Annotated in this window: 28 protein-coding genes and 1 pseudogene; 13 read left to right on the forward strand and 16 right to left on the reverse strand. The window is 70.6% G+C overall.

Translation table 11 applies throughout. The features are described 5' to 3' along the window. Positions 1 to 114 precede the first annotated feature (114 nt). Together CKO41_RS07220 and CKO41_RS07225 are read left to right on the forward strand one after the other, a co-directional pair. Positions 115 to 576 carry a hypothetical protein gene (locus CKO41_RS07220; protein WP_200252173.1) on the forward strand — a complete coding sequence of 154 codons (462 nt, stop codon included), beginning with the start codon at positions 115 to 117 and terminating at the stop codon, positions 574 to 576. 383 nt (positions 577 to 959) lie between these two features. Further along, complete coding sequence (locus CKO41_RS07225) at positions 960 to 1,241, forward strand: DUF6489 family protein (RefSeq protein WP_200252176.1); 282 nt, start codon at positions 960 to 962, stop codon at positions 1,239 to 1,241. Positions 1,242 to 1,272: 31 nt separating this feature from the next. On the opposite strand, the gene CKO41_RS07230 is transcribed toward CKO41_RS07225, so the two are convergent. Next, on the reverse strand, positions 1,273 to 1,572 hold the full coding sequence (locus CKO41_RS07230; protein WP_200381675.1) for a hypothetical protein: 300 nt from the start codon (positions 1,570 to 1,572) through the stop codon (positions 1,273 to 1,275). Positions 1,573 to 1,597: 25 nt separating this feature from the next. Beyond that, entirely contained in the window at positions 1,598 to 2,524 is a 927-nt protein-coding gene (locus CKO41_RS07235) for an NAD(P)H-binding protein (RefSeq protein ID WP_200381676.1), read from the reverse strand. Between the two features lie 183 nt (positions 2,525 to 2,707). Between CKO41_RS07235 and CKO41_RS07240 the strand changes: the two genes are divergently transcribed. From CKO41_RS07240 to ruvB, 4 genes are all read left to right on the forward strand, one after another. Further along, the gene (locus CKO41_RS07240; protein WP_200381677.1) at positions 2,708 to 3,985 is read left to right on the forward strand and encodes an O-acetylhomoserine aminocarboxypropyltransferase/cysteine synthase family protein; all 1,278 of its coding nucleotides are present in this window, start codon (positions 2,708 to 2,710) and stop codon (positions 3,983 to 3,985) included. 56 nt (positions 3,986 to 4,041) lie between these two features. Beyond that, positions 4,042 to 4,998 carry a bile acid:sodium symporter family protein gene (locus CKO41_RS07245; protein WP_338115547.1) on the forward strand — a complete coding sequence of 319 codons (957 nt, stop codon included), beginning with the start codon at positions 4,042 to 4,044 and terminating at the stop codon, positions 4,996 to 4,998. A gap of 218 nt (positions 4,999 to 5,216) precedes the next feature. Beyond that, positions 5,217 to 5,885 carry an SOUL family heme-binding protein gene (locus tag CKO41_RS07250; RefSeq protein ID WP_200381678.1) on the forward strand — a complete coding sequence of 223 codons (669 nt, stop codon included), beginning with the start codon at positions 5,217 to 5,219 and terminating at the stop codon, positions 5,883 to 5,885. A 150-nt stretch (positions 5,886 to 6,035) separates the two neighbouring features. Next, a complete protein-coding gene (gene ruvB, locus CKO41_RS07255; protein WP_200381679.1) occupies positions 6,036 to 7,097 on the forward strand; it encodes a Holliday junction branch migration DNA helicase RuvB in 1,062 nt (353 codons plus the stop codon). Here the strand turns inward: ruvB and CKO41_RS18610 are convergent. The 7 genes and pseudogenes from CKO41_RS18610 to CKO41_RS07280 all read right to left on the reverse strand — a co-directional run bounded on the left by CKO41_RS18610 (position 7,007) and on the right by CKO41_RS07280 (position 11,366). Further along, positions 7,007 to 7,813, reverse strand: a complete 807-nt coding sequence (locus CKO41_RS18610; RefSeq protein WP_338115548.1) for a C-terminal helicase domain-containing protein — start codon at positions 7,811 to 7,813, stop codon at positions 7,007 to 7,009. The two genes, ruvB and CKO41_RS18610, sit on opposite strands and share 91 nt — an antisense overlap. 8 nt (positions 7,814 to 7,821) lie before the next feature. Further along, positions 7,822 to 8,313: a hypothetical protein gene (locus CKO41_RS18615; RefSeq protein WP_242464041.1), complete on the reverse strand. Its 492-nt coding sequence runs from the start codon at positions 8,311 to 8,313 to the stop codon at positions 7,822 to 7,824. 349 nt (positions 8,314 to 8,662) lie between these two features. Then, entirely contained in the window at positions 8,663 to 8,800 is a 138-nt protein-coding gene (locus CKO41_RS18620) for a phospholipase D-like domain-containing protein (RefSeq protein ID WP_242464071.1), read from the reverse strand. 166 nt (positions 8,801 to 8,966) lie between these two features. After that, a pseudogene (locus CKO41_RS19000) lies at positions 8,967 to 9,344 on the reverse strand (GNAT family N-acetyltransferase); the annotation flags it as partial. Continuing rightward, positions 9,341 to 9,748 carry a type II toxin-antitoxin system TacA family antitoxin gene (locus CKO41_RS18465; RefSeq protein ID WP_242464043.1) on the reverse strand — a complete coding sequence of 136 codons (408 nt, stop codon included), beginning with the start codon at positions 9,746 to 9,748 and terminating at the stop codon, positions 9,341 to 9,343. The pseudogene CKO41_RS19000 and the gene CKO41_RS18465, both read right to left, overlap by 4 nt. A 112-nt stretch (positions 9,749 to 9,860) precedes the next feature. After that, positions 9,861 to 10,388 carry an REP-associated tyrosine transposase gene (locus CKO41_RS07275; RefSeq protein ID WP_200381680.1) on the reverse strand — a complete coding sequence of 176 codons (528 nt, stop codon included), beginning with the start codon at positions 10,386 to 10,388 and terminating at the stop codon, positions 9,861 to 9,863. 198 nt (positions 10,389 to 10,586) lie between these two features. Further along, the gene (locus CKO41_RS07280) at positions 10,587 to 11,366 is read right to left on the reverse strand and encodes a protein-L-isoaspartate(D-aspartate) O-methyltransferase (protein ID WP_242464045.1); all 780 of its coding nucleotides are present in this window, start codon (positions 11,364 to 11,366) and stop codon (positions 10,587 to 10,589) included. Between the two features lie 338 nt (positions 11,367 to 11,704). Between CKO41_RS07280 and CKO41_RS07285 the strand changes: the two genes are divergently transcribed. Genes CKO41_RS07285 through CKO41_RS07310 form a run of 6 tightly spaced genes read left to right on the forward strand, consistent with a single transcriptional unit; the run spans position 11,705 to position 19,259 of the window. Then, the gene (locus CKO41_RS07285; protein ID WP_242464048.1) at positions 11,705 to 12,841 is read left to right on the forward strand and encodes an AAA family ATPase; all 1,137 of its coding nucleotides are present in this window, start codon (positions 11,705 to 11,707) and stop codon (positions 12,839 to 12,841) included. A gap of 23 nt (positions 12,842 to 12,864) precedes the next feature. After that, positions 12,865 to 13,806 (forward strand): DUF58 domain-containing protein, encoded by a 942-nt coding sequence (locus CKO41_RS07290; RefSeq protein WP_200381708.1) that lies wholly within the window; start codon positions 12,865 to 12,867, stop codon positions 13,804 to 13,806. Then, positions 13,803 to 14,399 (forward strand): DUF4381 domain-containing protein, encoded by a 597-nt coding sequence (locus CKO41_RS07295; protein WP_200381681.1) that lies wholly within the window; start codon positions 13,803 to 13,805, stop codon positions 14,397 to 14,399. Before CKO41_RS07290 ends, CKO41_RS07295 begins: the two co-directional genes overlap by 4 nt. Next, positions 14,393 to 15,397 carry a VWA domain-containing protein gene (locus tag CKO41_RS07300; RefSeq protein WP_200381682.1) on the forward strand — a complete coding sequence of 335 codons (1,005 nt, stop codon included), beginning with the start codon at positions 14,393 to 14,395 and terminating at the stop codon, positions 15,395 to 15,397. Before CKO41_RS07295 ends, CKO41_RS07300 begins: the two co-directional genes overlap by 7 nt. Next, a complete protein-coding gene (locus CKO41_RS07305; protein ID WP_200381683.1) occupies positions 15,397 to 17,454 on the forward strand; it encodes a VWA domain-containing protein in 2,058 nt (685 codons plus the stop codon). The genes CKO41_RS07300 and CKO41_RS07305 overlap by 1 nt, the downstream gene beginning before the upstream one ends. 14 nt (positions 17,455 to 17,468) lie before the next feature. Continuing rightward, the gene (locus CKO41_RS07310) at positions 17,469 to 19,259 is read left to right on the forward strand and encodes a BatD family protein (protein WP_200381684.1); all 1,791 of its coding nucleotides are present in this window, start codon (positions 17,469 to 17,471) and stop codon (positions 19,257 to 19,259) included. Between the two features lie 23 nt (positions 19,260 to 19,282). Here the strand turns inward: CKO41_RS07310 and CKO41_RS07315 are convergent, their stop codons facing one another. The 5 genes from CKO41_RS07315 to CKO41_RS07335 form a co-directional block, all read right to left on the reverse strand. Continuing rightward, positions 19,283 to 19,444, reverse strand: coding sequence for a hypothetical protein (locus tag CKO41_RS07315; RefSeq protein WP_200250529.1), 162 nt, complete (start codon positions 19,442 to 19,444; stop codon positions 19,283 to 19,285). Between the two features lie 357 nt (positions 19,445 to 19,801). Beyond that, positions 19,802 to 20,218, reverse strand: a complete 417-nt coding sequence (locus tag CKO41_RS07320; RefSeq protein WP_242464050.1) for a DUF2177 family protein — start codon at positions 20,216 to 20,218, stop codon at positions 19,802 to 19,804. A gap of 76 nt (positions 20,219 to 20,294) precedes the next feature. Then, a complete protein-coding gene (locus tag CKO41_RS07325) occupies positions 20,295 to 21,530 on the reverse strand; it encodes an SAM-dependent methyltransferase (RefSeq protein ID WP_200381685.1) in 1,236 nt (411 codons plus the stop codon). Further along, positions 21,524 to 22,306, reverse strand: coding sequence for a DUF1365 domain-containing protein (locus CKO41_RS07330; RefSeq protein ID WP_200381686.1), 783 nt, complete (start codon positions 22,304 to 22,306; stop codon positions 21,524 to 21,526). Before CKO41_RS07330 ends, CKO41_RS07325 begins: the two co-directional genes overlap by 7 nt. Continuing rightward, positions 22,299 to 23,621 carry an FAD-dependent oxidoreductase gene (locus CKO41_RS07335; RefSeq protein ID WP_200381687.1) on the reverse strand — a complete coding sequence of 441 codons (1,323 nt, stop codon included), beginning with the start codon at positions 23,619 to 23,621 and terminating at the stop codon, positions 22,299 to 22,301. The genes CKO41_RS07330 and CKO41_RS07335 overlap by 8 nt, the downstream gene beginning before the upstream one ends. 314 nt (positions 23,622 to 23,935) lie before the next feature. On the opposite strand from CKO41_RS07335, the gene CKO41_RS07340 reads away from it, so the two are divergent. Then, positions 23,936 to 24,748, forward strand: a complete 813-nt coding sequence (locus tag CKO41_RS07340; protein ID WP_200381688.1) for an SDR family NAD(P)-dependent oxidoreductase — start codon at positions 23,936 to 23,938, stop codon at positions 24,746 to 24,748. 40 nt (positions 24,749 to 24,788) lie between these two features. On the opposite strand, the gene CKO41_RS07345 is transcribed toward CKO41_RS07340, so the two are convergent. Together CKO41_RS07345 and CKO41_RS07350 are read right to left on the reverse strand one after the other, a co-directional pair. Further along, complete coding sequence (locus CKO41_RS07345) at positions 24,789 to 25,616, reverse strand: ABC transporter permease subunit (protein ID WP_200381689.1); 828 nt, start codon at positions 25,614 to 25,616, stop codon at positions 24,789 to 24,791. Then, positions 25,613 to 26,533 (reverse strand): ABC transporter permease subunit, encoded by a 921-nt coding sequence (locus CKO41_RS07350; protein WP_200381690.1) that lies wholly within the window; start codon positions 26,531 to 26,533, stop codon positions 25,613 to 25,615. The genes CKO41_RS07345 and CKO41_RS07350 overlap by 4 nt, the downstream gene beginning before the upstream one ends. Positions 26,534 to 26,540: the final 7 nt, after the last annotated feature.

Genomic DNA, 26,540 nt, shown 5'->3' on the forward strand with positions numbered 1-26,540 from the left:
GGCATGGGCACCCACGCCCGGGTTGTCGCGAGCGCCGCCGATGGCGCATGATCTCACGTTTTCTCGGCCGGTGTCCGCGGACATCGGCCGCCTGAACTCCGACCGAGGACACCGATGAGCCAAGAGGACGCGCTCGTGGGACCGGACTGGGACTCCCCGGTCCAGGTCACGCTGACGCCCGCGCTGATGATCCATGCCCTGATGTCGACGGCCACCGCCGTGCACACGGCGTGGGAGTCCTGCATCGACGAGGGCCTCGTGGTGTCGAGCCTGGTCGCGATGGACGACGGGCCTGGGCACTATGTGCGGCTCGCCGAACAAGAATACGACGATGACAACGACCCGGAGACCGCCTGGCACGACTGGACGCTGGAGATTCGCATCGGTCGCGTCCTGACCACCGGCCACTGGCAGGTGCCGGTCGGCGGCGCCCTGCTCGAATGGGAATGGCACGCCCGCGAGGCCGAGCAGGCCTTCGAGCGGGCCTGCGTGTTGCTCGGCCGGCGGGTCGGTCGCGGGTTGACCGTCGTCGAACCGCAGCCGAGCGCCGTGCCGGCGCGCTCGACTCGACACTGAGGAACGATGCTGAAACAACCGACACGAGGACGACAAGAAACGACGACATACGCGAAAGTCGCGAAAAAATGCACATGATCTGCTGTCTACTGGGCCTTTTCGCGTATTTCGCGAGCCCGTGGTCGGGTTAGGCGCGCCGGCACGGCCGTCTAGGGAAAACGAAGGATTGCGCGCGCCGTAACCCGACAGCGGCCTTGCCGGGAGCCGCGTTGCCGGCTGTCGGGTTACGCCCCGAAGGGCTAACCCGACCTACGGCCGCGGCGCCGTATGAGGGGGTCGGGTCCGGTTGTTCTTGACGCGTCGCTGCGCGGTCGCGGGCTTGCGTTCGTCACGGCCTTCGGCCAGAGTGGCGGGCATCGCAGTCACTGTCCGCGGAGGCTCGCATGAAGGTTTCGGTCGATGTCGATATCACCCCCGAGGAACTGCGCAAGCTCTTCGGGTTGCCCGACGTCGAGGGCTTTCAGCGCCAGTTGATGGAGGACCTGCGCGAGCGCATCGCCTCCGGCGCCGAGGGCTACGACCCAGTCAAGCTCTTCCAGCCCTACATCAGCGGCTCGCTCGCCTCCTGGGACCTGTTCCAGAAGTTTCTCCTCAACGCGGCGAGCGCCGCGACCACCAGCGCGGACACCGCCGCCAAGGCGACGAAGACCACGACGCGCAAATAGCCGCACGCGGGGCGGCGGGCACCGGCGCGGGCTACCTGCGGAACAGGGCCTCGGCGGCCGCGCGCAGGTCCTCTCCCGGCGACGAGGTGCCGCCTTGGGGTACGCGGTCGGCGGGCTCGAACCACTCGCAGAAGTTGGCGCGATCCTTGGCGAGGACGCGCTCGACCATCGGTTCCAGGCACTCGTTCGCCCGACCTGGGGCATAGTGGCGGCAGTTACGGCAGACGCGGGTGTCCTTGTCGCAGTCGAGACAGCGGGTCTCGCGGCCGTAGTCGACGGCGGCGAGCCGGCTTCCGCAGTGCCAACAGGTCCCGATGTAATCGGTATCCATCGCGAGTGTCTCCGCGCGGTCGCGCTCAGTCTCTCTTCAGGTAGCCCAGCGCGGCCACGTCGAAGCGCTGCGGCACGATGCCGAGCTGGGCGAAGGCGTCGCCGGAGTCGCAGACGTTGCCCTGGAGCAGCATCTGGATCTGATCGCGCGTGATCGGGAACCAGGGCCAGCGATCGAGGAGGCCGGCGACCGCCTTGATGACCACCGCCGGGGCCGGCAGCATCAGCTTGGTCTTTCCGGACGCGGCGGCAATGGTGGTCAGGATCTCCTTCCAGGTCAAGGCGGCAGGGCCGCAGAGCGGGTAGGTGGCGCCGATGGTCGCCGGCTCGCCAAGGGCGCCGGAGAAGGCCGCGGCCACGTCGCGGACGCTGACCGGGGCCAGCTGGAAGCGCCCCGCCTCGCCGATCGCCAGGCCGTCGAAGAAGAGCGGCACCGGCAGCGGGCTGTCGATGATGTCCTGCTTGAGTTGGCTGCAGAACTCCATTCGGCCGCGCGGGTCGCCGAAGATCACCGACGGGCGGAAGATGGTCCAGGCGAGATCGCTGGCCTTCAGCGCCTCCTCGGCCTCGTACTTGGTGCGCTGATACGGGGTCGCCTGGGCCTCGACGCCGTTGGCGCTCATCAGCAGGAAGCGCCCGATGCCGGCGCGCCGGGCAGCGGCGATGGTCCGCTCGACGCCGCGCAATTGGAGCTCCTCGAACGTGATGCCGTGCTCGGGGCGCTCGCGCAGGATCCCGATCAGGTAGATCACGGCCTCGCAGCCGGCCAGGCAGGCCGCCAGGGCCGCCGGGTCGGCGACGTCGCCCTCGAACACGCGGCAATGCTCCGGCTGTACGACCTTGGATCCGCTGCCTGGCCGCACCAGCAGGTGCGGAACGTGGCCGTCGGCGACCAGGCGCTCGACCAGGTGGCTGCCGACGAATCCGGTACCGCCGATGACGCTCACGTTCATGGAGAGACTCCTGTGCTGAATAAGGGTGCGTTGCTTTCGGGACTCGGGGTCCGCGATCGCTTTTCAAGGTCCGCCTGAAGGATAGGGCAGGTGGGCTGGATGTGCCCGGCCGCGCGTCGACAGTCCGCCGCAGGCGGGTCTAAGATTCCGTGTCCAACACGAACGACGACGACGGAAACCACCATGAAGATCGAGACCCTGGCCATCCACGCCGGCTTCGAGCCGGATCCGACGACGAAGGCCGTCGCGACGCCCATCTACCAGACCACCTCGTACGCCTTCGACGACACCCAGCACGGCGCCGACCTGTTCGACCTCAAGGTGCCGGGCAACATCTACACCCGCATCATGAATCCGACCTCCGATGTCCTCGAGAAGCGGGTCGCGGCGATGGAGGGGGGTGTCGGCGGGCTGGCGCTGGCCTCCGGCATGTCGGCCGTCACTTACACGATCTTCACGATCGCCCAGGCGGGCGACAACATCGTCGCGACCTCGACCCTCTACGGCGGGACCTACAACCTCTTTGCCCATACGTTGCCGCGGCTCGGCATCGAGGTGCGCCTGGCCGCGCCGAACGACATCGCCGCGATGGACGCCAAGATCGACGCCAAGACCAAGGCCGTCTTCTGCGAGTCGATCGGCAACCCGGCCGGCAACGTCGCCGATATCGCCGCGCTCGCCGACATGGCCCACAGCCATGGGGTGCCGCTGATCGTCGACAACACGGTCCCCTCGCCCTACCTGTGCCGGCCGTTCGAGCACGGCGGGGACATCGTCGTCCATGCCTTGACCAAGTACATGGGCGGGCACGGGACGACGATCGGCGGGGCCATCGTCGACTCGGGCCGCTTCCCGTGGGCCGAACAGGCCGCGCGCTTCCCGATGCTCAACGAACCGGACATCTCCTACCACGGCGTCGTCTATACCCAAGCCCTCGGCGCGGCCGCCTTCATCGGCCGCGCCCGCGTCGTGCCGCTGCGCAACATGGGCGCCGCCATCTCGCCGTTCAACAGCTTCCTGATCCTGCAGGGGATCGAGACCTTGCCGGTGCGGATGGATAGGCACTGCGACAATGCCCTGGCCGTCGCCAAGTTCCTGCAGGCGCACCCGCAGGTCGACTGGGTGCGCTATGCCGGCCTGCCGGACAGCCCGGACTATCCGTTGGTGGAGAAGTACATGGACGGGGCCAGGGCGAGCGCCATCCTCTGCTTCGGCATCAAGGGCGGTCGCGCCGCCGGCGCCCGCTTCATCGACGCGCTGAAGCTCGCCGTGCGCCTGGTCAACATCGGCGACGCCAAGACGCTCGCCTGTCATCCGGCGACGACGACCCACCGCCAACTCTCGCCCGAGGAACTGGCGATGGCCGGCGTCTCCGAGGACCTGGTGCGCCTCTCGATCGGCCTCGAGCACATCGACGACATCCTCGCCGATCTCGACCAGGCCCTCGCCGCCGCGCGCTGAACGGTGGGCCTCGACCGCCAGCCGATGTCGAGCGGCCGGCTCGGGGGGCCACCAGGGTGACGGGCTTCACGGCCCTGATGCCGCTCTGGGCGTTGCTCGGCGCCGTCGCCGCGTATCTGGCACCGGCGCCGTTCGTCGCGATGGACGGGTTGATCGTGCCGCTGCTCGGGCTGGTGATGCTCGGCATGGGCATGACGCTGACGGCCCGGGATTTCACGGCCGTGCTGCGCCGCCCCGAGGTCGTCGGCCTCGGGATCGGCCTCCAGTACCTGGTCATGCCGCTGGCCGGCTGGGCGATCGGCCTGGCGCTCGGGCTGCCGCCGGCGCTGCTGGCCGGTCTCGTCCTGGTCGGGGCCAGCCCGGGCGGGACGGCCTCCAACGTCGTCTGCTATCTGGCGCGCGGCGACGTCGCCCTGTCGATCACGCTGACGACCGGCTCGACCCTGATCGCGATCCTCGCCACGCCCTTCCTGACCTGGCTCTACGTCGGCGAGCGCGTGCCCGTGCCGGTCGAGGGCATGCTCTGGTCGATCGCCCGGATCGTCCTCGTGCCCGTCGCCGTCGGGGTCATGATCAACAGCCTGCTCGGCGCCTACCTCGGGCCGCTCAAGCGGGTCTTCCCGGCCGTCTCGGTCGCCGCCATCGTCCTCATCATCGCGATCATCGTCGGCCTCAACCAGGCCAACGTCGCGACCCTGGTCTGGGCCGCGGCCCTCGCCGTCGTCCTGCACAACGCCCTCGGCCTCGCCGCCGGCTACTGGGTGGCGCGCCGGCTCGGTTGGGACGAGCGCACCGCCCGCACGCTGGCCATCGAGGTCGGCATGCAGAACTCGGGCCTCGCCGTGGCCCTCGCCGTCAAGCACTTCTCGGCCGCCGCGGCCCTGCCCGGTGCGCTCTTCTCCGTCTGGCACAATCTCTCGGGGTCGCTCCTCGCCGGCCACTGGGCGCGACGCCCACCGCCCGAGTCCGGTTCCCGGAACTGCGAAACGCGCGAAGATCCTGACCAGACTTAGTACCCTGTATCGGTTGCTTTGAACCGTGGCCTGGCGTTCGGTGCTTCGCCGATCTGGAACGGCCGGCGCCGTTTAGGAGTCGCCGCCAAGCCCCGATAATCTCGCTCGATGCGATGGGCCGGCCGGGGTTCCGCCGTCCGCGGCCCCCCCGCGGCCCCAAGACCCGCCGGCAGGCGGGAATTCGTTCGCTCTTCCATCTGATCCCTTCGAGGTTCGCCATGAAGCTCGCTCTGATCGTCTTCGGGGGGTTGGCCCTGGTGGCCGTCGCCGGGGTCGCCTTCTTCGTCTATGCCCGGGGTGTCGAGATGCCCGAATACCGCGTGGTGGAGCAGGACGGGCCCTACGAGGTCCGCGACTACCCGGCGATGGTGGTCGCCGAGGTGACGCGCAAGGGCGCCCGGCGCGATACGCTGAGCGCCGGATTCCGATCGCTGGCCGCGTACATCTTCGCGAGCGAGCGCCCCGGGCCGAGGATCGCGATGACGGCGCCCGTGATCCAGCAACGCCGCGAACCGATCGCAATGACGGCGCCGGTCATCCAGGCGCAGGGCGCGGGCGGGGACTGGACGGTGCGCTTCATCATGCCGTCCGAGTACAGCCTCGCCGACCTGCCGGCACCGGTGGGCGAGGGTGTGCGCCTGCGAGAGGTCCCGGCCCAGCGGCGGGCCGCGCTGCGCTTCCGCGGCGATGCCAGCGACGAGGTGATGGCCGAGCAGGAGGCGGCCCTGCGCGACTGGCTGGCCGGGCATGGTCTGCAACCGATCGGGCCGGCCGTCTACGCCTACTACGACGGGCCGATGACGCCATCGCCGCTGCGCCGCTACGAGGTCCTGCTCGACGTCGCCGCCACCCCGTCCGCGGCCGGTGGGGATCGGCCGGCCGGGTAGGCGAGGGCGGCGCGACCCTGGTCGGGGGCACCCCGGCCGTGCGCGGGTCGCCCAGCCTGCAACCCGGCATGCAACGGTCGGCAGCCGCGCCCGGTCTGGGGTATCGTTACGCGATGACCGTCCCGCAGACCGCCATCGCCGCCTTGCCCCATGCCTGAGCCCAACCGCCTGATCGACCCCGAGGCCGCGAGCGACGAGAAGGCCGTCGACCGCGCGATCCGCCCGCGGCGCCTCGCCGACTATGTCGGCCAGCCGGCCGCGTGCGAGCAGATGGAGATCTTCATCGGCGCCGCCCGCGGGCGTGGCGAGGCCCTCGATCATGTGCTCATCTTCGGCCCGCCCGGGCTCGGCAAGACGACGCTCGCCCACATCGTCGCCCACGAGATGGGCGTGAACCTGCGCCAGACCTCGGGCCCGGTGCTGGAGAAGCCCGGCGACCTGGCGGCCCTGTTGACGAACCTGGACCCAGGCGACGTGCTCTTCGTCGACGAGATCCACCGCCTGAGCCCGGTCGTCGAGGAGATCCTCTATCCGGCCCTGGAGGACTTCCAGCTCGACATCATGATCGGCGAGGGCCCGGCGGCGCGCTCGATCAAGCTCGACCTGCCGCCGTTTACGCTGGTTGGGGCGACGACCCGCGCCGGCCTGCTGACCTCGCCGCTGCGCGACCGCTTCGGCATCGTCCTGCGTCTGGAGTACTACGTGCCCGAGGACCTCGCGCGGATCGTCGCGCGCTCGGCTGCGATCCTCGGCATCGAGACCGATGCCGCCGGGGCCGACGAGATCGCGCGCCGCGCGCGCGGCACCCCGCGTATCGCCAACCGCCTGCTGCGGCGGGTGCGCGACTATGCACAGGTCAAGGGCGACGGCCGCATCACGGCGGTGATCGCCGACCGTGCCCTCGGCCTGCTCAAGGTCGACGCGCGCGGCTTCGACCACATGGACCGACGCCTGCTCGAGGCCATCATCGAGAAGTTCGACGGCGGCCCCGTCGGCGTCGAGAGCCTGGCCGCGGCGATCGGCGAGGAGCGCGGCACGATCGAGGACATCCTCGAGCCCTATCTCATCCTACAGGGCTTCCTGATGCGCACCCCCCGCGGGCGCGTGGCGACCTCCTCGGCCTACAGCCACTTCGGTCTGATGCCGACCCCACGCCACACCGGCCGGCCGCCGATCGACGACCTGTTCCCGGTCGAAGACGGGCCGGGCTGAACAGGGGCGGCCCCGCGGCGTAGGGCGGGAAAGCCCAGCGCATCCCGCCAAGAAACCCCCATCGACAAAGCCCGCGTACCACGTAGGGCGGGAAAGCCCAGCGCATCCCGCCACGAAACCCCCATCGACAAGGCCCGCGTACTGCGTACGGCGAGAAAGCCCAGCCCATCCCGCCGAAAAACCTCCATCGACAAAGCCCGCGATCGTTTCGGCGGGCGGTCAGCGGCCGACTGAGCCGATCGACCACCCCATCCCTGCCGCATCAGGTTCTCGACATCGCGCCGCGCGAGGACGGTGGCGCAGTCGCGCCAGGCGTCGTCGCTGGGTCGGATGCTGTCGTTGTAGCGCAGGTCGAAGCCGGTCGCCCGGCGGCGCGCCTCGATGTACTGGTCCATCCGTGCGCCCAGGGTCTCGATGTCGTCGATCCAGTCGTCGCGAATCGTGTCGGGCAGGGCGCTGAACAGGTCGTAGCGGTTGCGCATGCGCTCCGACAGGCGCGCGTAGACGGTCTCGTCCACGGTCCCCTGATGGACGAGATTCAACATGTCGACGGCCGCGCGTGCCTGACCGAAGCGCTTGATGCGCTCGATGCGCTGCTCTAGACGGGTCGGGTTCCAAGGCAGATCGACGTTGATCAGGGTCCCCAGCGTTTGCAGGTTCAGGCCCCCGCAGGCCGCGTCCGTTGCGATCATCAGCCGCACCTCGTGGTCGGCCACGAGTCGCTTCAATGCCTCGCGGGCGACACCCACCGCCTGACCCTCGCGATCCAGGCGGCCGTGTCGTAGTACTGGCTGAAGATGATGCAGCCCAGCTCCAGCCAGCCCTCGTCGTGGAGGTAGTGGCGGATCGCGCTGAGCTTCGGGTCGTCGCCGACACCGCCGAGTGCCTGGATCAGGCGCTCCAAGGCCGCACGTTCCGCAGCGTCCTGGACGTCCAGCTCCCGGTCGACATCCTCGGTCTCTTCGTGGATCGTCTGCCCGGCCAGCAGTCTGGTCGCCGTGCCGATGCCGGCGACAACGCTGGAGCACACCCGCTGCTCCATCAGGTTCTTCATGAAGCCGCCGCCTTGACCGCGTCCGGCGAGCAGCCGACCGAAGGCGCAGGCCTCTTCGTAGGCGCGATCGAAGCCGGGCGAGGTGCGCAGCGCGATGCCCTGGAACAGGGCATTGAAACGGTGCGGATGGCGAGCCAGTTGGGCATCCGGATGGATATTCACGGCGATGCGCTCCAGCAGTCCGCGCTCCTCCAGCGTCCTGCCAGCCGTGCCGGGTCTCGTTCATCGAACCGATGAAGCCGACCTTGCGGCCATCGCCGCGCTCGATGATCCCGGCCTTGCCGTGCACGAAGCCGCAGACGCTATCGGGCGCGACCCGGATCACCGGCCCGCGCCTGGCGAGAAACGCATCCAGCCGCTGATAGCGCTCGCGGTTGAGCAGCGACTCCGCCTCGATCGAGCGCTTGTTCCAACGCCCGAGCATCCGCGCCTCGCAGATCCGCGCCACCTTCAGGTCCTCGGGCGCCAGATCCACATTGCAGACGATGCGAACGTCTGGGATGCCCTCCAGTCACTCGTGGGCGATCTCGAACAGCGAGCTGGTGAAATAGCCGGCGATGCGCCGATAGCTGCGCGCGCCCTGCAGCTGCTCGGCGAGGAAGCTCCGGTCGAGGCGGGTGGTGCGAGAAGAGAAGCGCCGAATCGTCATCTGTCGTGTCCCGGGCCGCGCGCCGATCAAGAATCGGCCGGGGCCTGGCCAGTACGCTGCAAGACCTTCCACGGCAACAGCAGCCGTCCCGGCTCCCTGGTAGCGGCACGAAGCCGAAGTGGCGATAGAAGTCGGCTGCGGCGCTGTCCTTGGCGTCGACCACGAGGGCGGCGACGGCCAGCACGGCACTGGCGTGTGTGACCTTGCGACAGGCGTCGGCAAGCAGAATGGATCCGAGTACCCGGCCCTGAAATGCCTGATCGACGGCCAAGCGACCGAGCAGCGCCACCGGCACCGGGTAGCGTGGCAGTCTACGGGCTAGCTCTGGTGGTAGATCGTCGCAGCCGACCGCGCCAGCGCTGAGGCTGAAGAAGCCGGCCAAGCGGTTCGGCTCCCCTGTCGGCGTCGCGACGAACACCCGTGCGATTGCGCGCCTGACGTCCTGCGCGGCGTAGCACCGAAGATATTCATCGAGCGGCGCCTGGCCGCAGCGAAAGGCCGATCTGTCCACCTCGCCGTCGAGGGGACCTATGCGGTAGGTCACTCCGCGTCGACCAGCCTGGTATGACGCTCGAAGGCGCGCTGCAGTGCCGGGCTCGGTTCCCGCGGCTCGTCCAACGCCGCGAGGAAGGCCTGGAAGTCATCCGCCCGGAGGTTGATCGACTCCTGTTCCTGCACCACCTGTTCGGCCGCCGCGACCGCTCTGGAAAGGACGAACTCGGACAGGCTCACACGGGCGTAGCTGGCCGCCCTGTCGAGCAGCTTGCGGGTCTGCTCGTCGCAGCGAATGTCGAGGCGGCTGTCTTTGGTAGCGGCTTGGCTCACAGGAAGCCCCGCGTCTGTGAAGATCAGGTGATTGTGCGCCACACGTGAGTACAGGACAAGCGGGCGAGCAATCCCGGCCCGATGCACCGACCCGAGCGCGCCATTGAATTGCTCAACGGCCAATCGTAGGGCGGGCAAGCGAAGCGCATCCCGCCAAGATGAAGCCGCAGAGCCCACGTAGGGCGGGAAAGCACAGCGCATCCCGCCGAAAGCCGAGCGCATCCCGCCGCCAAGCCTACTCCATCGACAACGCCCGCACCGCATCGCTGGCCGCCCAATCGGGCGGGTAGATCCCGCGTCGCACACAGAGGTGAAAGCTGGAATACGGCCAGTCCCCGACGCGGCCAACGTGACCGTGTTTGACAGGATTGTAGTGGAGGTAGTCGAAATGTCGTTCGAAGTCGCGCGGGTCGCGGATGACATGCTCCCAGTAGCGTCGCTGCCAAATCCCACGCTCGCCCTTGCGCTGGCGGCGGCCGAACCGGTGCTCGCCCGTCGGTATCCGCGCCGAGAAGCGTGACTTGATCTCGTGCCACCGCCCGGAAAAATCGCAATCCCCCGGCGGCAAGGTCCACAGACAGTGCAAGTGGTCCGGCAACACCACGATCGCGTCGATGGTAAACGGACGGCGCGCGCGTGCCGCGGCGAACACCGCCCGCAGGTCATCGATATGCTCCGTCAGCAGGCGCCGACGCCGTTCGAGCAGGCCGACAGTGAAGAAGAAAGTGCCTCCTGGCACGAACGCGCGGATATAACGCGGCATCTGAGCCTCCTTGCCGTTTTCGATGATCTGGTCGTTTTCGGTGTGGTGGGATGGGCTCCGTTTATGGCGGGATGCGCTGGGCTTTCCCGCCCTACGAGGTTTCGGCTCCGCTTTCGGCGGGATGCGCTTCGCTTTCCCGCCCTACGGTGCTACGAGGTTACGAGGCTGGAGCCTGGGGCCGATGGTGCGCCGTCTTCTTCAGCGCACGTGCTCCCCGGTGACGGGCACGAAGCGCACCGGGAGGATGCGCCGTTCGAGCAGGTCGCCGTCGGGCTGTTTTTCGATCAGCGTCAGCTGCTGGACTTGGCCGTCGTCGCCGACCGGCATGATGAGGCGGCCGCCGGGGGCGAGTTGGTCGATGAGCGGGTCGGGGATGTGGTCGGCGGCGGCCGTGGCGATGATGCCGGCGAAGGGGGCCGCCTCGGGCCAGCCGAGGTAGCCGTCGCCGTTGCGCACGTGGATGCGGTCGTAGCCGAGTTCGGCGAGGAGGCGGGCCGAGCGCTCGGCGAGCGCGGGGACGATCTCGACCGTGTAGACCTCGACGCCCATCGCGGCCAGCACGGCGGCTTGATAGCCCGAGCCCGTGCCGAGTTCGAAGACGCGCTCGCCCGGGCCGACGCTGAGCAGCTGGCTCATGATGGCGACGATGTAGGGCTGGGAGATGGTCTGGCCGCCGCCGATCGGCAGCGGGTGGTCGCGGTAGGCGAGGTGGCGCAGCTCCGGCGGCACGAAGGCGTGGCGGGGGACGGCGCGCACCGCCTCGAGCACGGCGGGATCGAGGCGGTCGAAGCCGAGCGCGGCGCGGGTCTCGTAGACGCCGCGTTCGATCTCGCGGATCAGGGCATCGCGTTCGGCGCGCTCGGCCGGCTCGCCGCCTGGACCCGCGCCACCGGCCCCGGCGTGGTCGGCGCAGAGGACCAGGGGGCCGAGGACGGCCGCCGCCAAGAGATTGAAGCCGTTGCGCATTGCGATCGACATCGTCCGCCTCCGTCGTCGGTCCGGCGATGCTACGAGTATAGCACCGGCAGTTTCCGGCCTCGGCGGGTACCCAATCCCCCAGGCGATGCGGGACAATGAACTCGCGGGCGCCGCCCCGGACTAAGGAGACGCTGATTTATTGGCCGTCCTGGCCAAGAATCAGCACGGAAGTCGAAGGCGCGGTTTCCGACTTCCTTCATGTTCAGTCGCTGATCGCGACGGAACATGGCGGGGCTCCTGCCCCGCACGGGCGGCGCGGAATACCTCAGCGCTTCCCTAACTGGGCGCGGACCCCTCTTCCCCGGTTCGTAACGGATTTGTCGAGGCGATGGTGAGCGATGACGGATGCAATTGACGAAACCCCACTCGGCGAGACACCAACCGACGAGACCCCAATCGGCGAGACCCCAATCGGCGAGACCCCAAGCGACGAGACGCAGGCGGCCGAGCCCACGGCCCGACCGGCCCCCGCGGCGCCCCGCGAAAAGGCCGACGGGGCGGCGCGCCAGGATCCGCTCTGGCGCGAGCTCGACGGCCTCCGGCGCCATGTGCAGCGCCAGATCCTCGGCCAGGAGGCGCTCGTCGAGCGGCTCCTGATCGCGCTCCTCGCCGACGGCCACCTGCTGGTCGAGGGTGCCCCGGGGCTCGCGAAGACGAGCGCGATCAAGGCCCTGGCCTCGGGCCTGGAGGCCGACTTCCATCGCATCCAGTTCACGCCGGACCTGCTGCCGGCCGATCTCACCGGCACCGAGATCTACCGCCCGCACGACGGCAGCTTCCGCTTCGACCGCGGGCCCATCTTCCACAACCTGCTGCTCGCCGACGAGGTCAACCGTGCCCCGGCCAAGGTGCAGTCGGCCCTGCTCGAGGCGATGGGCGAGCGCCAGGTGACGGTCGGGCGCGAGACCTTCGCGCTGCCGGCCCTGTTCCTGGTCATGGCGACCCAGAACCCGATCGAGCAGGAGGGGACCTATCCGCTGCCCGAGGCCCAGCTCGACCGCTTCCTGATGCACGTGCGGGTCGACTATCCGGACGGCCAGACCGAGCGGGCGATCCTGCGCCTGCACCGGGCCGCGGCCCAGGCCGGCGAGGCACCGGCCGAGCCGCCGGTGCGGGTCGGCCAGGCGAGCGTCTTCCTCGCCCGTCGGCGGCTGTTGGATCTCTACATGTCGCCCGACGTCGAGGACTACCTGGTGCACCTGGTGCTGGCGACGCGCTCGCCGCAGGCCTACGGCCCGTCGCTCGCCGGCTGGCTGCGCTTCGGCGCGAGCCCGCGGGCGACGTTGGCCCTCGATCGCTGCGCACGTGCCCACGCCTGGCTCGCCGGGCGCGACTATGTCTCGCCCGAGGATGTGCAGCTGGTCGCCCCGGACGTGCTGCGTCACCGCCTGCTCTTGGGCTACGAGGCGCAGGCCGAGGGGCGCGCCGTCGACGGCTTCATCGCCGAGTTGCTCGGCTGCGTCCCGGTGCCCTGAGGAGGGCGGTCGCCTTGATCTCGATGGTGTCGCGGGATGGCACGGCGGGCAGTGACGGCGTCCGGGTCACGCTCGCCGAGTTGCTCGGTTTGCGCGTCGAGGCGGCGCGCCTGCGCATCGCCCGCCGCGGGCGGATCCTCGCGACCCGCCACGGCGGCCATCTGTCGCGGTTTCGCGGTCGCGGCATGGAGTTCGATGAGGCGCGTCCCTACCAGCCGGGCGACGACCCGCGCAACATGGACTGGCGGGTGACCGCACGCGCCGGCCAGCCGCACGTCAAGTGCTTCCGCGAGGAGCGCGAGCGGCCGGTCTGGCTCCTCGTCGATCAGGGGCCGACGATGCGCTTCGCCAGCCGGGTCGCCTTCAAATCGGTCGTCGCGGCCCGCGCTGCGGCGCTGCTCGGCTGGTCCGTGACCGCGGGCGGCGACCGGCTCGGCGGCCTGGTCTTCGACGAGGCGCGCCATCTGGAGCAGCGCCCGCTGGCCCGCACGGCCGGCCTGTTGCCGTTGCTGCGGGCACTCGCCGCGGCGCCCCTGTCCGGCGAAGGGACCGGGGGCGGGGGCGGCTTCACCGGCCTGGCCGCGGCCGCCGATCACCTCGCCCGCCGGGTGCGCCCGGGCAGCCTGGTCTTCCTGCTCAGCGACTTCGCCGACCTCGCCGCCGCCGATGCCTGGGCCGGCCGGCTCGGTGCCGGCAGCGAGCTGGTCCTGATCCAGGTCGTCGACCCGCTGGAGCGGCAGGCCCCGCCGCCCGGCCGCTACCCGGTCAGCGACGGCCGCCAGATCGGCTGGCTCGACACCCGCTCGGCCGCGGCGCGGCGGGCCTACGCCGAGCGCTTCGCCGAGCGCGAGGCCCGGCTGGTCGAGCTGACGCGGCGCTGGCCCGCCCACCTGGTGCGCCTGGCGACCGATGCGCCGGTCGGCCCGGCGCTGGCCCGCGGGCTCGCGGCCGGGAGGGCCAGATGAACCCGATCCCCGGGTCGGTCGTGCCCCCCGCCTTGACGCAGGGCGCGAGCCCGGCGCTGGCGCCCGATCCGCTCGCGGGTCTGCGCCCCTACCACCTGCCGGATCCGGTCGGCTGGTGGCCGCCGGCCCCAGGCTGGTGGCTGCTCGCGCTGGTCGTGCTGGCCGCGGCGGTGGGTCTCGTCTGGTGGTGGCGCCGGCGGCGGCGCGCCCGGGCGGCCAGCCTCCAGGCCGAGCGCGAGCTCGAGGCCCTCTGCGGCGCCTTCGCCGCGGACGGCGACGCCTTGGCGCTGGCCCGCGGCTGCTCGCGGCTGCTGCGGCGCCTCGCCGTCGTCCGCTTCGGCCGCGCGGCCGCCGCCGGTCTGGCCGGCGAGGCCTGGCTGGCCTTCCTCGACGCCCGCGGCGGCGGCGAGACCTTCCGCTTCGGCGTCGGCCGCGCCTTGCTCGACGCGCCTTATCGGCACCCGCACGATGGCCACCGGGGCACGCTCGACGCCCCGTCTCTGTGCACCGCCGTGCGCACATGGATCCGCCGTCAGCGCGAGGATGCCGTCGGGGCTGAGCGACTGCCGCAGCCGATGGTCGCGCGATGCTGACGCTGGCCTGGCCCTGGATGCTGCTGGCCCTGCCGCTGCCGTTGGCGGTGCGCCGCTGGTTGCCGCCGGCCGCCGACCTGGACGGGCCGGCGCTGCGGTTGCCGCACTGGCGGGCCGGGGAGGCCGCGCCGGCGGCCGAGCGGGCGCGCCGCTGGCGCTGGGTCGTGGCCCTGCTCGCCTGGGTGCTGCTGGTCGGCGCGGCGGCCCGCCCCGAGTGGCTTGGCGAACCGCAGGCGGTGCCGCTCGCCGGGCGCGACCTGATGCTGGCCGTCGACATCTCCGGCAGCATGGAGCAGCCGGATTTCGTCCTCGACGGTCGCCGGGTCGCACGCCTCGCGGCCGTCAAGGCGGTCGCCGCGCGCTTCATCGAAGGCCGGCGCCAGGACCGCGTCGGGCTCATCCTGTTCGGCAGCCGCGCCTACCTCCAGACGCCGCTGACCTTCGACCGGGCGACCGTCGTGCGGCTCCTCGAAGAGGCGGTCGTCGGCCTCGCCGGGCGCGACACGGCGATCGGCGACGCGATCGGCCTCGCCGTCAAGCGGCTGTGCGACGAGCCGGCCGAGGGTCGGGTCCTGGTCCTGCTTACCGACGGCGAGAACACCGCCGGCAACCTGACGCCGCAGGAGGCCGCCGCGCTCGCCGAGCAGGCCGGCGTGCGCCTCTACATCATCGGCATCGACCGCAGCGCCGCCGGGCGAGCGCTGCCCTTCGGGCTGGTCCTCCCGGGGCGCGAGGCGATCGATTCGGCGGGCCTCACGGCGATCGCCGAGGCGACCGGCGGGCGCTTCTTCAAGGCATCGAACACGGATGCGCTGGCGGCCATCTACGCCGAGCTCGACCGGCTGGAACCGAGCGCCCACGAGCAGCCCGGCTGGCGCCCCGTCGTCGCCCTGTTCCCATGGCCGTTGGCGGCGGCGCTCCTGATGAGCACGCTGTTGTTCGTGCCCGACGCGTGTCGCCGGTCGGCGGGCGGCGCGTCGGCCGGAGGGGACCGATAGTGCCAGCGGAGCTGCACTTCCTGCGCCCGGCCTGGTTCCTGGCCCTCGTGCCGCTGGCGCTGTTGCTGTGGCATCTGGCGCGTCGCGCCGGGGCCGCCGAGGCCTGGCGTGGGCAGATCGATGCCCACCTGCTGTCGCACCTGCTCGTCGGCGGCGGCCGGCCGCGGCGCTGGCGGCTCGCGCTGCTCGGCCTCGCCTGGCTGCTCGCGGTCACGGCGCTGGCCGGCCCCGTCTGGGAGCGCCAGCCGGCCCCGGCCCACCGCTCGGCGGTCGCGCGGGTGATCCTGCTCGACCTGTCGCCGACCATGCTGGCGGGCGACGTCGCCCCGTCGCGCCTGGTGCGCGCGCGCCTGGAGGTCCTCGACCTGCTGCGCGCCGGGGCCGACGGCCAGACGGCCCTGATCGCCTTCGGCGCCGAGCCCTTCCTCGTCGCGCCGCTGACGACCGATACGGCGACCATCGCCGCGCAGGTGCCGAGCCTGGCGCCGGACCTGCTGCCGGTCGATGGCGCCTCGCGCACCGACCTGGCCCTTCAGGCCGCCGGCGAGCTGCTGGCCGGGGTGGCCGGCCGGCCCGGCGAGGTGCTCGTCGTCACCGATGGCCTGCCCCAGCCGGCCTCGGCCTTTGCCGCCGCCCAGCGGCTGGCGGGCGACGGGCATCGGCTGTCGATCCTGTTGGTCGCGCCGCCGCCCGGCGGCGAAGGTCTTGCGACGGCCGAGCACGGCTCGGCCGATGGCGCGTCGCCCGACCGCGACGCGCTGGCCCGCCTCGCCGAGATCGGCGGCGGCCGCCTCGTCACCCTGACCGCCGACGGCGCCGACACGCGCGCGCTCCTCGCCGATCCCCAGGGGGCGCGGGACGCGGCCGACGACGAGGCGCCGCTGAGCGCGGACCGCTGGCGCGAGGAAGGTCCTTGGTTGCTCCTGCTGCTCGTGCCGCTCGCCGCGCTCGGTTTCCGTCGCGGCTGGCTGGCCCCGGTACTGGCGGTGGTGTTTCTCGTGCCGAGCGGCGCGCCCCAGGCCGGCGTTTGGCAAGACCTTTGGTGGCGGCCCGATCAGCAGGCGGCCCGCGACCTGGCCGAGGGGCGGGCGGCCGAGGCGGCCGAGCGATTCGCCGACCCGGCCTGGCGGGCGGCGGCGCACTACCGGGCCGGCGACTACGCCGGTGCCGTCGAGGACCTCGCCGGGCTTGGCGGGGCCGTGGCCGACTACAACCGGGGCAACGCGTTGGCGCGCGCTGGTCGTCTCGCCGAGGCGCTCGCGGCCTACGACCAGGCGCTCGCCGCCGCGCCCGGGCTCGCCGATGCCGCCCACAACCGGGAACTGGTCCGCCGGCTGCTCGCGCAGCAGGGGCCGCAGGGCCAGGTCGATTCCGGCGATGGCCGACGAACGGGGGCACCGCCGCGCGGCCCGGCAGACTCGGACCCGGCAGGCGGTGAGGGTTCCGAACCGGAGGGTGAGGAAGCCGCCCCCGCGCCGTCCAGTCCGCAGGGGGGCGCCGAGACCGAGGGTCCAGGCCAATCCGAATCCGCCGCCCCGCCGGGGGCGGGATCCCGGTCCGCGGCGGCCGGGACCGGTGATGCCACCGATGGTGATGCCGATGATGATCGGGGGCGGCGCTCGGCAGCGGGCGGGGCCGCCGGCGCGCAGGCCGAGCCGCCCGGCGCCAGCGGCAAGGCGCCCGAGGGTTCGGCCGACGACGGTGATGGAGCCCTGGAGTCCGGCGGGCCGCCGCCCGATAATGCCGGCGACCCGTCCCCGGATGCCGCGGCGGGCGATGCGCGACCGCTGGACCAGCCCGCCCCCCAGCCCTCGGGCGGGGGCGATGCCGCCGACCTGCGGCCCGGGGAGGAGCCCGGCCTCGCGGACCTGCTCGCGCCGCAAGACGCGTCCGTCGGCGGCCCGACGGGCGGGGTCGGCGGACTCGCCGACGACCCTCGGCAGAGCGAGGCGCAGCAGGCCTTCGAGCAGATGCTGCGGAGGGTGCCGGACGATCCGGCCGGGTTGCTGCGCCAACGCTTCCTGCTGGAGCACCTGCGCCGCGAGGGGCGGCTGTGATCACGGAGGGCCCGATGCGATCTCTGCTTGTTCTTCTCTTGATCCTCTGCGTCGACGTCGCCGCGGCCGCCGAGCTGACCGCGCGCCTCGACCGCGAGCAGATCACCGACGATGAGACCGTCGGTCTGTCGCTCGTCCTCGCCGGCGACGTCGGCGGGATGCCGGACCTCTCGCCGCTCGCGGCCGACTTCGACATCATCGATCAGTCGCACACGAGCCGCGTCGCCTTCGTCAACGGCCAGACGAGCGCCTCGCAGGAGTGGCGCCTGGAGATCGCTCCGCGGCGCACCGGGTTGCTGACGGTCCCCTCGTTGACCCTCGGCAGCCTCGCCACCGAGCCGCTGACGCTGACGGTGCTGGAGGCGGCGACGGCCTCGGCCCCGTCCGGCGACCAGAGCGTGCGCCTGGAGGTGACGGCGACCCCCGAGGCGCCCTATGTCCAGGGGCGCGTCGATTACGTGGTGCGGCTGCTCGCGCGGGTCGACGTCGACCTGCTCCAGCCGCGGCTCTCGGAGCCCGATGCCGAGGGGGCGCGCATCGAGCGCGTCGGCGAGGACCGCCAGTACAGCGAGACGATCGGCGGCGAGCGCTATACGGTCATCGAGCGCCGCTACGCGGTCTTTCCGCAGCGCAGCGGCCCGTTGGAGATCGATCCGCCGCACCTGGTGGCGGCGGTGCCGGTCGAACGCACACCGCCGGCGCAAGGCTTCGGTCAGGACCCGTTCGGCCCGATCGAGGAGTTCTTCGGCGCCATGCCCGGCGCCGGCGGCCTGTTGGTGGCGACGCGGCAGGTGCGCGTGCGTGGCACGCCGGTGACGCTCGCGGTACGCCCGCAGCCGCCCGGTGCCGGCGAGCCTTGGTTGCCGGCCGAGTCGGTCGAGCTGAGCGATGAATGGCAGCCGGAGGGCACGCGCGTCGCGGTCGGCGAGGCCATCACCCGCACGGTCACGATCACCGCCGCCGGGGTCACGAGCGCCCAGTTGCCGGATCTGGCGCTCGAGGCGCCGCCCAGCGTGAGACTCTATCCGGACCCGCCGCAGGGTCGCGACGAACAGGGTGGTGAGGTGCCGGTCGCGCTCAAGCAGACGAAGGTCGCGCTGGTCGCGACCGAGCCGGGCCAGGTGACGCTGCCCGAGATTCGCCTGCCCTGGTGGGATACGACCAGCGACGTGCCGCGCGAGGCCATCATCCCGGCGCGGACGCTGGAGGTGGTCGCCTCGGCCGGCGGCGGCCACTCGGCGCCGTCGCCCGGCCCCGCTGGGGCAGCCGCCCCGTCGGCCGGGGCGTCGGCAACCGGCGGGCGCTCGCTTGCCGCAGCGGTGCCGGCCGGCGTCTGGCCCGGGCTCGCCGCCGTGCTCGCGGCCGGTTGGCTCACGACCCTCGTCCTCTGGTGGCGCGAGCGGCGCCGGCGCCCGCCGAGCCCGGATCGGGGCGACCAGGCCTCGCCCGCGCGGCGCCCGGCCCTGACCCGTGCCGAGGCCCGCCGAGCCGTCGAGCGGGCCTGTCGCAGCCGCGGTCCGCGCGATGCGCGCGACGCGCTCCTCGCCTGGGCGGCGCTCGTGTGGCCCGACGACCCGCCGCGTGGCCTGGCGGGCCTCTCGGTGCGCCTGGAATCCGACGAAGCGGCGGCGGTCTTGACCCGACTCGAGCGGGGTCTGTATGCCGAGGCGGGGCCGACCGATTGGGACGGCGAGGCGACCTGGGCGGCCGTCGGGCCGGCCCTCGCGGCCTATGAAGCGGAGGGCGACAGGGTCGCCCCGGAGGCGTCGGCGTTACCCGCGCTCTATCCGCCGCGGGTCGACTGAGGGGGCGGGATGGCGGTCCCTCGTCACCGCATCGTCGCCGTTGCGCTCGTGCCCTGATGGACCACCGTGTCCGAGGGCGCGCTCAGGAACGACAGCAAGAGGAACAGGGCCAACGACATCCCGGTCACGGCGATCGCCGGTAGCAGGGAGTGGTGGCCGAGGTTGGAAGGATGGTGCTTCTTCATGGGTTCACCCGTTGAGGTTTCGTCTCGTTGGCTTCCGAGATGGGGCCGTGTGCGCCGACGGACAAGAGGAAAATAAGAATTATTCCTGTTGACGAATGATACCCGAGTTTTCCGATCGGTCAATGGCCTCCGTCGGCCACGCCAACACGGGGCGATCGGCGAGGGTGGGCCGACGATGGGCGCCGTCACCCGACAGCGGGCTCGGCGGGGGCCGTGTCGCCGGCCGTCGGGTTACGCCCTGAGGGGCTAACCCGACCTACGGCCCCCGGCGCAGACCGGCACGGCCGCGTCGGTTCGTTCGTGCGCCCCACGGCATTCCGTGAGAAGGCTCGCGCGCGCCGTAACCCGACAGTGGCCTCAGGTGCCCCCGAGCCATCGGCCGATCAGATAGCCGCCGGTCGCCACGGAGGCGCTGAGGACCGCCCCCCAGAGGGTGTCGACGATGACGACCTTCAGCGGCCAATTGGGCAGGGTCGCCATGTTCGTCAGTTCGTAGGTCATGTAGGTGAAGAAGCCGAACAGGGCGCCGTTGAGCAGCGCGCGCCCGAGCGAGGCATCGCCCACGGCCGGGGCGACGGCGAAGTAGAGGATGCCGCCGATGAAGATCAGGTAGAAGGCGACCGCGGCGGCCCAGTTGACGTTCGGGCTCAGGATGTAGCCGAGGTTGTCTTGATAGAACCCCTTCGCGATCAGGCCCAGCCAGACCAGGTCGATCGCGAAGAAGACAGGGACCATCAGGAGATAGAGCTTGACGTAGAACAGGCTGTTCATCATTGCCCCCTGGGCTGGTTATCCGCTGGAGGAACTCGGGCTGCCGTCGCGAGGCATCGCACCTTGCCCGGCCGAGGTGTCAGCGATCCGCATGCATGAAGGTCAGCTGGCGCACGCTGATGTGCTCGGTCTCGAAGCCGACGATGCAGTAGTCGAGGTAGAAGTTCCACAGGCGCTGGAAGGGCCGGTCGTAGCCAAGTCGTTCGAGCGCCTCGTGCTGACGGTTGAAGGCCTCCTTCCAGGCGGCGCAGGTCTTGGCGTAATCCCTGCCGAAGGCGATCTCCTCGTCGAGGCGCAGGCCCTGCGCGCCGGCCGCCGCGCGGATCTGCTCGAGGCTCGGCAGGTGGCCGCCGGGGAAGATGTAGGTCTGGATGAAGTCCACATCGGCCTCGTAGGCCGCCACGTGTTGCTCGGCGACCGTGATGACCTGCAAGACCGCCTTGCCGCCGGGCTTCAGCACCCGTGCGAGGGTCTCGAAGTAGTCCCGCCAGTATTCCTTGCCGACTGCCTCGAACATCTCGATGCTGACGATGTGATCGTAGCGGCCCTGCTCGTCGCGGTAATCCTGCAGCGCGACCGCGAACCGTTCCGGGGCGGCCTGGTCCGCGAGGCGCGCCCGGGCATAGCGCTGCTGTTCGCTCGAGAGCGTCAGGCCCTTGACGGTGCAGCCCTTCTGCAGCGCGGCCTCCATGAAGCCGCCCCAGCCGCAGCCGATCTCGAGGATGGACTCGCCCCCGCCGAGATCGAGCTGCGCGAGGATGCGCTCGTACTTGTTGGCCTGGGCCTGCTCCAGGGTCTCGGCCTCGTCGCGATACAGGGCGCTCGAGTAGGTCATGCTCGGATCGAGCCAGAGGGCGTAGAAGTCGTTGCCCAGGTCGTAATGGAAGGCGATGTTGTGGCGGCTGTTGTCGATCGAGTTGTGGCGCTGGCGATGGAGCCGGCGGTATTTCGCATTCAGGCGCTTGTCCATCAGCAGCGAGTCGAATAGCTCGCTGTTCGCGTAGGCCAGGTGCATCAACTGGTGGAGCGAACTCGTCTGGATCGCGCCCTCGATGTAGGCCTGTGCGAAGCCGAGTTCGCCCTGCGTCTTGATCAGCCAATAGGCCCGCAGCGGGCGCTCGATCTGCAGATCGGCCTGGAAGCCAGGCGTGTCGCCCTCGAAGCGGTAGCTCTCGCCGGCGATCTTGAGCGTCAGGGTGCCGGCGTGCAGCCGGTCGAACGGCAGGGTCAGGATCGCCCGCCGGATCAGGGCGGGATGGATCAGGCGTTCCAGCCGATCGATGAGGGCCGTGGTGGCCGCGATCTCCTTCAGCATAGTTTCATCTCCGAATGACTGTAGTGGACGCCTTCGAGGGCCTGCGGCGTCGGATGGAAACGGCCCCCCTTGAGCCAGATCCGCAGCGCCCACCAATGGATCATCGCCAAGACCTTCAGCGTGTTGAACGGGTGCCTGGCCGCGGCCCGCAACAGCGTGCGGTCGTTTAGCGCGACGGCCTGCCCGACCTGGGTCGCGACGAGTCGGGGCTGGCCGTGTTCGCTCTGCTGGATCGCGATCCGGTATCGCTCCCCCGGCCGGCTGAAGCGAAACGCATAATGGCAATCCATGCCGATGAAGGGCGAGACATGGAAGACCTTCTCGGCCTCCGCGTGGATCCCGTCATCGAGCGCCCGCCCACCGTCGGTCAGGACATAGTGGTGCCACTGTCCGAAGGTGTTGCTGACCTCGCCGATGATGCCGACGAGCCGGTCATCGCCGTCATAGGCGTACCACATGGCCAGCGGGTTGAAGACGATCCCCAGGAAGCGCGGGAAGCAGACCAGCTCGATCCGCCGCGCGCGCTCCGGCAGGCCGTAGTCGGCCAGCAGCGCATCGGCCCACGCGCGCCACGGCCGCCCGTCACGCGCCCCGAAGTCCCGCCCGTGGAGGCTGTAGAGGTTGAAGCGATCGAGCGACAGCCAGCGCAGCGATCGGGCCTCCTCGGCAATGGTGTCGACATCGATCCGCAGGCTCATGACGCCGTAGCGGAACTGGTACTGGATGGCGCCCAGGCGCTTGTGCATGACCTGGCCGAGATAGATACCGCTAGGCATCCGCGGTCTCCTTGCTCTCCCAAGGGGTCTCCCCCGAGGTCTCCCAAGGCAAGGGCAGGTCCCACGACCGGGCGAGCGCGACCGCGCTACGCAGGCCGTCCTCGTGGAAGCCGTAGCCGAGATAGGCGCCGCAGAGCCAGACGTTCGCCGTGCCTTGGAGGGCCTCGATCTCGCGTTGCGCATCGAGCGCGGCCTGGTCGAAGACCGGATGCTCGTAGCGGATCTCCTCGAAGACCTTGTCGGGGGCTGGCGGCGTGATCGGGTTCAGCGTGACCAACAGCGGGGTCTCGATCGCGATGTTCTGAAGCGCATTCATCCAGTAGGTGACCGCCACGCGGGTCTCGGGATGGCGGGTGTCGCGCAGGTAGTTCCAGCTGGTCCACGCGCGTTGGCGATGCGGCATCAGCGAGGTATCGCAGTGCAGATAGGCCAGGTTCTCCTGGTAGCCGATGCGCCCGAGCGGCGCGAAGGCCTCCTTGAGCCGCCCGTCGAGCATCGCGAAGCTCTGATCGCTGTGCGAGGCGAGCACGACATGGTCGAAGCGCCCCGTGGTCCCATCGGCGCAGCGGATCTCCAGGCCCTCGTCGCCGGGCGCGACGCGCTCGACCCGGCTGTCCAGGCGCACGTCGAAGTTGGCGACCTTCCGCAGCGCATCGACGTAGCGCTGCGAGCCCCCGACCAGGCTCTCCCATTGCGGCTGGTCCTGGACGTTCAGTAGGCCGTGGTTCTCGAAGAAGCGCAGGAAGCTCGCCGCTGGAAAGCGCATCATCGTCTCGACCGGACAAGACCAGATGGCCGCGGCCATCGGTAGCAGGTAGCGCTGCTGCATCCGATCTTCGAAGCCGTGCTCGGCCAGGTAGTCGCCGAGCGTCGTCGTCAGGGCCTCCGGTCGCTGGAGATCCTGCTTGGCCCGCCGATTGAAGCGGAGGATCTGGCGAATCATGCCCCAATGGGCGGGCGAGAGGAGATTGCGGCGCTGCGCGAAGAGCGAGCCCAGCGTGTCGCCCGAGTATTCCAGGCGGCCGCCGTCGATCGAGACCGAGAAGCCCATCCGGGTCGGCTGCGTCTCGACCCCCAGGTGTCCGAGCATTGCCGTCAGGTGCGGATAGTTGGGGCGATTGAAGACGATGAAGCCGGTGTCTACCGGCTGGCGTCGCCCGCCCACGTCGATTTCGACCGTGTTGGTGTGGCCACCCAGTTTCGGGTCCTTTTCGAACAAGGTCACCGCGTGGCGCTGACCCAGGCACCAGGCCGCTGCCAACCCACTGATCCCGCTTCCGATGACGCCGACCCTAAGACCGCTTCCTTTGACCACGATGCCCCCTTTGGTGGAAATGCCCCAAAACCTGGGGCACAGCCCGTAAGATGGAGCACGAGGGCGGCGGATCAAGTCCGGCGTCGCGGCGCGTCGCACCCGTCCGGGCGGGTTGCACGGATCGCAAGGGGCGGCTCGGGCACCGTCCAACGGCCGCTTTTAGGTTGAAGACGCGGCACGGAAACGCGATATCCGCCGGGACTCGGTCTCGGGCGCCCGACCGCCTGCGACCGGCGCCGGCGGTCCCTATCCGATCACAGGCCGATCACAGGCCGATTCACAGTCGGGTCGCGACGCGCGACCAGGGGTATGACATGCCGGGAACGAATGGGGTGTGCGATCAGCGGATTTGGCTCGTCGGGGCCTCCCAGGGGATCGGGCTGTGCCTGGCCGAGCGGCTCGTGCAGGCGGGTGGCCGTGTCATCGCGTCGGCGCGCGGGGCCGAGCACAGCGAGGTGCTGCGCCGTCTGCGCGAGCAGGATCCCGACAGGTTGACCCTGCTCGACATCGACGTCACCGACCCGCCAGCGATCGAAGGCGTCTGCGACCGGGCCTGGGCCGCCTTCGGCGGTCTCGACGTCTGGATCTACAATGTCGGCACCTACGAGCCGATGGGCATCGAGGACTGGGATCTGGCCGAGTTCGAGCGGATGGCCCAGACCAACTACCTGGGCGCCGTGCGCCTGATGCATGCGCTGGCGCCGCGGTTCCTGAAGCAGATCGGGCCCCAGGACGGATCGAGACCGCCCAGCAAGCCGGCCGCGCAATGGATCTGGAACGCGAGCCTCGCCTCCGACTTCGGCCTGCCCTACGGCGGCGGCTACTCGGCACCGAAGGCCGCCCTCGTGAATCTGGCCGAGTCGCTGCAGCCGGAGCTGGCGCGGCACGGCATCGCGCTCAAGATCATCAATCACGGGTTCGTCAAGACCCGCCTGACGCAGAAGAACGCATTTCCGATGCTCGGCCTGATGGAGGCCGACGAGGCCGCCGAACGGATCCTCGCCTGCCTCGGTACCAAGCGCTTCGAGACGCGATTCCCGCGCAACCTCGCGAGCATCCTCGGCGTCCTCAAGCGCCTCCCGAAGCCCTGGAGTCTCGCGCTCACGCGCAGGATGCTCAAGCCCTGACGGCGAGGGGCGCGCGACCGTCCTGGCCGCCCGGGCGGCCTCAGTCCCGGGTCGGTCTGCGGCCCGTTCGGGTGCTGCCCAGGCCGCGCGTGGTCAGCGCGGCGATGGCGACGGCCACGGCGACGAAGACGACGATGATGGTCGCCAGCGCGTTGATCTGCGGCGACACGCCCATGCGCACGCTGGAGTAGACGACCATCGGCAGGGTCGTCGCGCCCGGGCCCGAGACGAAGCTCGCGATGACGAGATCATCGAGCGACAGCGTGAACGCGAGCAGCCAGCCCGAGAGCAGGGCCGGGGCGATCAGCGGCAGCGTGATGCGCAGGTACACGGTCAGCGGGTGGGCGCCCAGATCCATCGCCGCCTCCTCGAGCGAGCGATCGATCTGCGCCAGGCGGGCGCGCACGACGACGGCGACATAGGCCAGGCTGAAGGTGATGTGGGCGACCGTGATGGTCGTGAAGCCGCGCCCGCCCGGCCAGCCGACGGACTGCTGGAGGGCGACGAAGAGGAGCAGCAGCGACAGGCCGATGATGACGTCCGGCATCACGAGCGGCGCGGTCAGCAGCAGCTCGAAGCCGGTGCGCCCGCGGAAGCGCCCGTGACGGACCAGGGCGTTGGCCGCCAGGGTGCCGAGCACGACGGCGAAGGTCGCGTTGGTCGCGGCGATGCGGATGCTGAGCCAGGCCGCATCGAGCAGTTGGCGGTTGTGCAGCAACTCCCCGTACCACTTCAGCGAGAAGCCCGACCAGACCGTGACCAGCCGCGACTCGTTGAACGAGTAGACGATGAGCAGCAGCACCGGCAGATAGAGGAAGGCGTAGCCGAAGGCGAGCACCGTGTAGAGCGACCAGCGTTGGCGCCTCATGGCCTGTCCTCCAGGGCGCCCTGCTGCCAGCGCTGCATCAGGACGAAGGGCACGACGAGCAGGCCGAGCAGGACCAGGGCGAGCGCGGCGGCGAGCGGCCAGTCCATGTTCGAGAAGAACTCGGTCCACAGCATCCGCCCGACCATCAGGGTCTGGGGGCCGCCGAGCAGGTCCGGGATCACGAACTCGCCGACGGCCGGGATGAAGACCAGCATGCTGCCGGCGACGATGCCGGCGCGCGACAGCGGTAGCGTCACGCGCAGGAACGCGCGCAAGGGCCGACAGCCGAGGTCGGCGGCGGCCTCCAGGAGCGTCGGATCGAGCCGCGTCAGGTTGGCGTAGAGCGGCAGGATCATGAACGGCAGGTAGGAGTAGACGATGCCGATGTAGACCGCCGTCTGGGTGTAGAGGATCGCCAGCGGCTCGTCGATGACCCCGAGCCAGAGCAGGAAGTTGTTCAGGAAGCCGTTGGTCTTCAAGATCCCGATCCAGGCATAGACGCGGATCAGGAACGAGGTCCAGAACGGCAGCACGATCAGCATCAGCAGCGGCAGCCGCCAGCGTTCCGGGGCCGTGGCGATCGCGTAGGCCATCGGATAGCCGAGCAGCAGGCAGAGGAGCGTGCAGACCAGGGCCACCTGGAGCGAGTTGAGGAACGAGGCCAGGTAGAGGCTGTCGCTCCAGAGCAGGCGATAGCTCTGGAAGTCGAGGCGGATCTGCAGGACCCCCTCCTCGACCCACTGCCAGAGCGCCGCGTAGGGCGGCTGCGCGGCGGTCGGCTCGGCGAGGCTGATCTGCAGGACGATGGCGACCGGCAGCAGCAGGAAGAGGCCGAGCCAGAGATAGGGCACGCCGATGTTCAGGAGTCGGCTCGCGCGCCTGGTGGGGCGCGGCCGGTTCTGGAACGGGGAGGCCATCGACGGG

The sequence above is a fragment of the Thiococcus pfennigii genome, from assembly GCF_016583835.1.
Taxonomy (GTDB): Bacteria; Pseudomonadota; Gammaproteobacteria; order Chromatiales; family Chromatiaceae; genus Thiococcus; species Thiococcus pfennigii.

Bases quoted from the DNA above. Each gene is read 5' to 3' on its own strand.
- CKO41_RS07290 (WP_200381708.1), top strand. From the start codon at position 12,865: ATGGTGTCGCGGGATGGCACGGCGGGCAGTGACGGCGTCCGGGTCACG.
- CKO41_RS07325 (WP_200381685.1), bottom strand. From the start codon at position 21,530: ATGCTGAAGGAGATCGCGGCCACCACGGCCCTCATCGATCGGCTGGAA.
- CKO41_RS07345 (WP_200381689.1), bottom strand. From the start codon at position 25,616: ATGAGGCGCCAACGCTGGTCGCTCTACACGGTGCTCGCCTTCGGCTAC.
- CKO41_RS07350 (WP_200381690.1), bottom strand. From the start codon at position 26,533: ATGGCCTCCCCGTTCCAGAACCGGCCGCGCCCCACCAGGCGCGCGAGC.
- CKO41_RS07225 (WP_200252176.1), top strand. From the start codon at position 960: ATGAAGGTTTCGGTCGATGTCGATATCACCCCCGAGGAACTGCGCAAG.
- CKO41_RS07240 (WP_200381677.1), top strand. From the start codon at position 2,708: ATGAAGATCGAGACCCTGGCCATCCACGCCGGCTTCGAGCCGGATCCG.
- ruvB (WP_200381679.1), top strand. From the start codon at position 6,036: ATGCCTGAGCCCAACCGCCTGATCGACCCCGAGGCCGCGAGCGACGAG.
- CKO41_RS07275 (WP_200381680.1), bottom strand. From the start codon at position 10,388: ATGCCGCGTTATATCCGCGCGTTCGTGCCAGGAGGCACTTTCTTCTTC.
- CKO41_RS07235 (WP_200381676.1), bottom strand. From the start codon at position 2,524: ATGAACGTGAGCGTCATCGGCGGTACCGGATTCGTCGGCAGCCACCTG.
- CKO41_RS07280 (WP_242464045.1), bottom strand. From the start codon at position 11,366: ATGTCGATCGCAATGCGCAACGGCTTCAATCTCTTGGCGGCGGCCGTC.
- CKO41_RS07285 (WP_242464048.1), top strand. From the start codon at position 11,705: ATGACGGATGCAATTGACGAAACCCCACTCGGCGAGACACCAACCGAC.
- CKO41_RS07250 (WP_200381678.1), top strand. From the start codon at position 5,217: ATGAAGCTCGCTCTGATCGTCTTCGGGGGGTTGGCCCTGGTGGCCGTC.
- CKO41_RS07315 (WP_200250529.1), bottom strand. From the start codon at position 19,444: ATGAAGAAGCACCATCCTTCCAACCTCGGCCACCACTCCCTGCTACCG.
- CKO41_RS07310 (WP_200381684.1), top strand. From the start codon at position 17,469: ATGCGATCTCTGCTTGTTCTTCTCTTGATCCTCTGCGTCGACGTCGCC.
- CKO41_RS18620 (WP_242464071.1), bottom strand. From the start codon at position 8,800: ATGACGATTCGGCGCTTCTCTTCTCGCACCACCCGCCTCGACCGGAGC.
- CKO41_RS07295 (WP_200381681.1), top strand. From the start codon at position 13,803: ATGAACCCGATCCCCGGGTCGGTCGTGCCCCCCGCCTTGACGCAGGGC.
- CKO41_RS07330 (WP_200381686.1), bottom strand. From the start codon at position 22,306: ATGCCTAGCGGTATCTATCTCGGCCAGGTCATGCACAAGCGCCTGGGC.
- CKO41_RS07220 (WP_200252173.1), top strand. From the start codon at position 115: ATGAGCCAAGAGGACGCGCTCGTGGGACCGGACTGGGACTCCCCGGTC.
- CKO41_RS07300 (WP_200381682.1), top strand. From the start codon at position 14,393: ATGCTGACGCTGGCCTGGCCCTGGATGCTGCTGGCCCTGCCGCTGCCG.
- CKO41_RS07230 (WP_200381675.1), bottom strand. From the start codon at position 1,572: ATGGATACCGATTACATCGGGACCTGTTGGCACTGCGGAAGCCGGCTC.
- CKO41_RS07340 (WP_200381688.1), top strand. From the start codon at position 23,936: ATGCCGGGAACGAATGGGGTGTGCGATCAGCGGATTTGGCTCGTCGGG.
- CKO41_RS07320 (WP_242464050.1), bottom strand. From the start codon at position 20,218: ATGATGAACAGCCTGTTCTACGTCAAGCTCTATCTCCTGATGGTCCCT.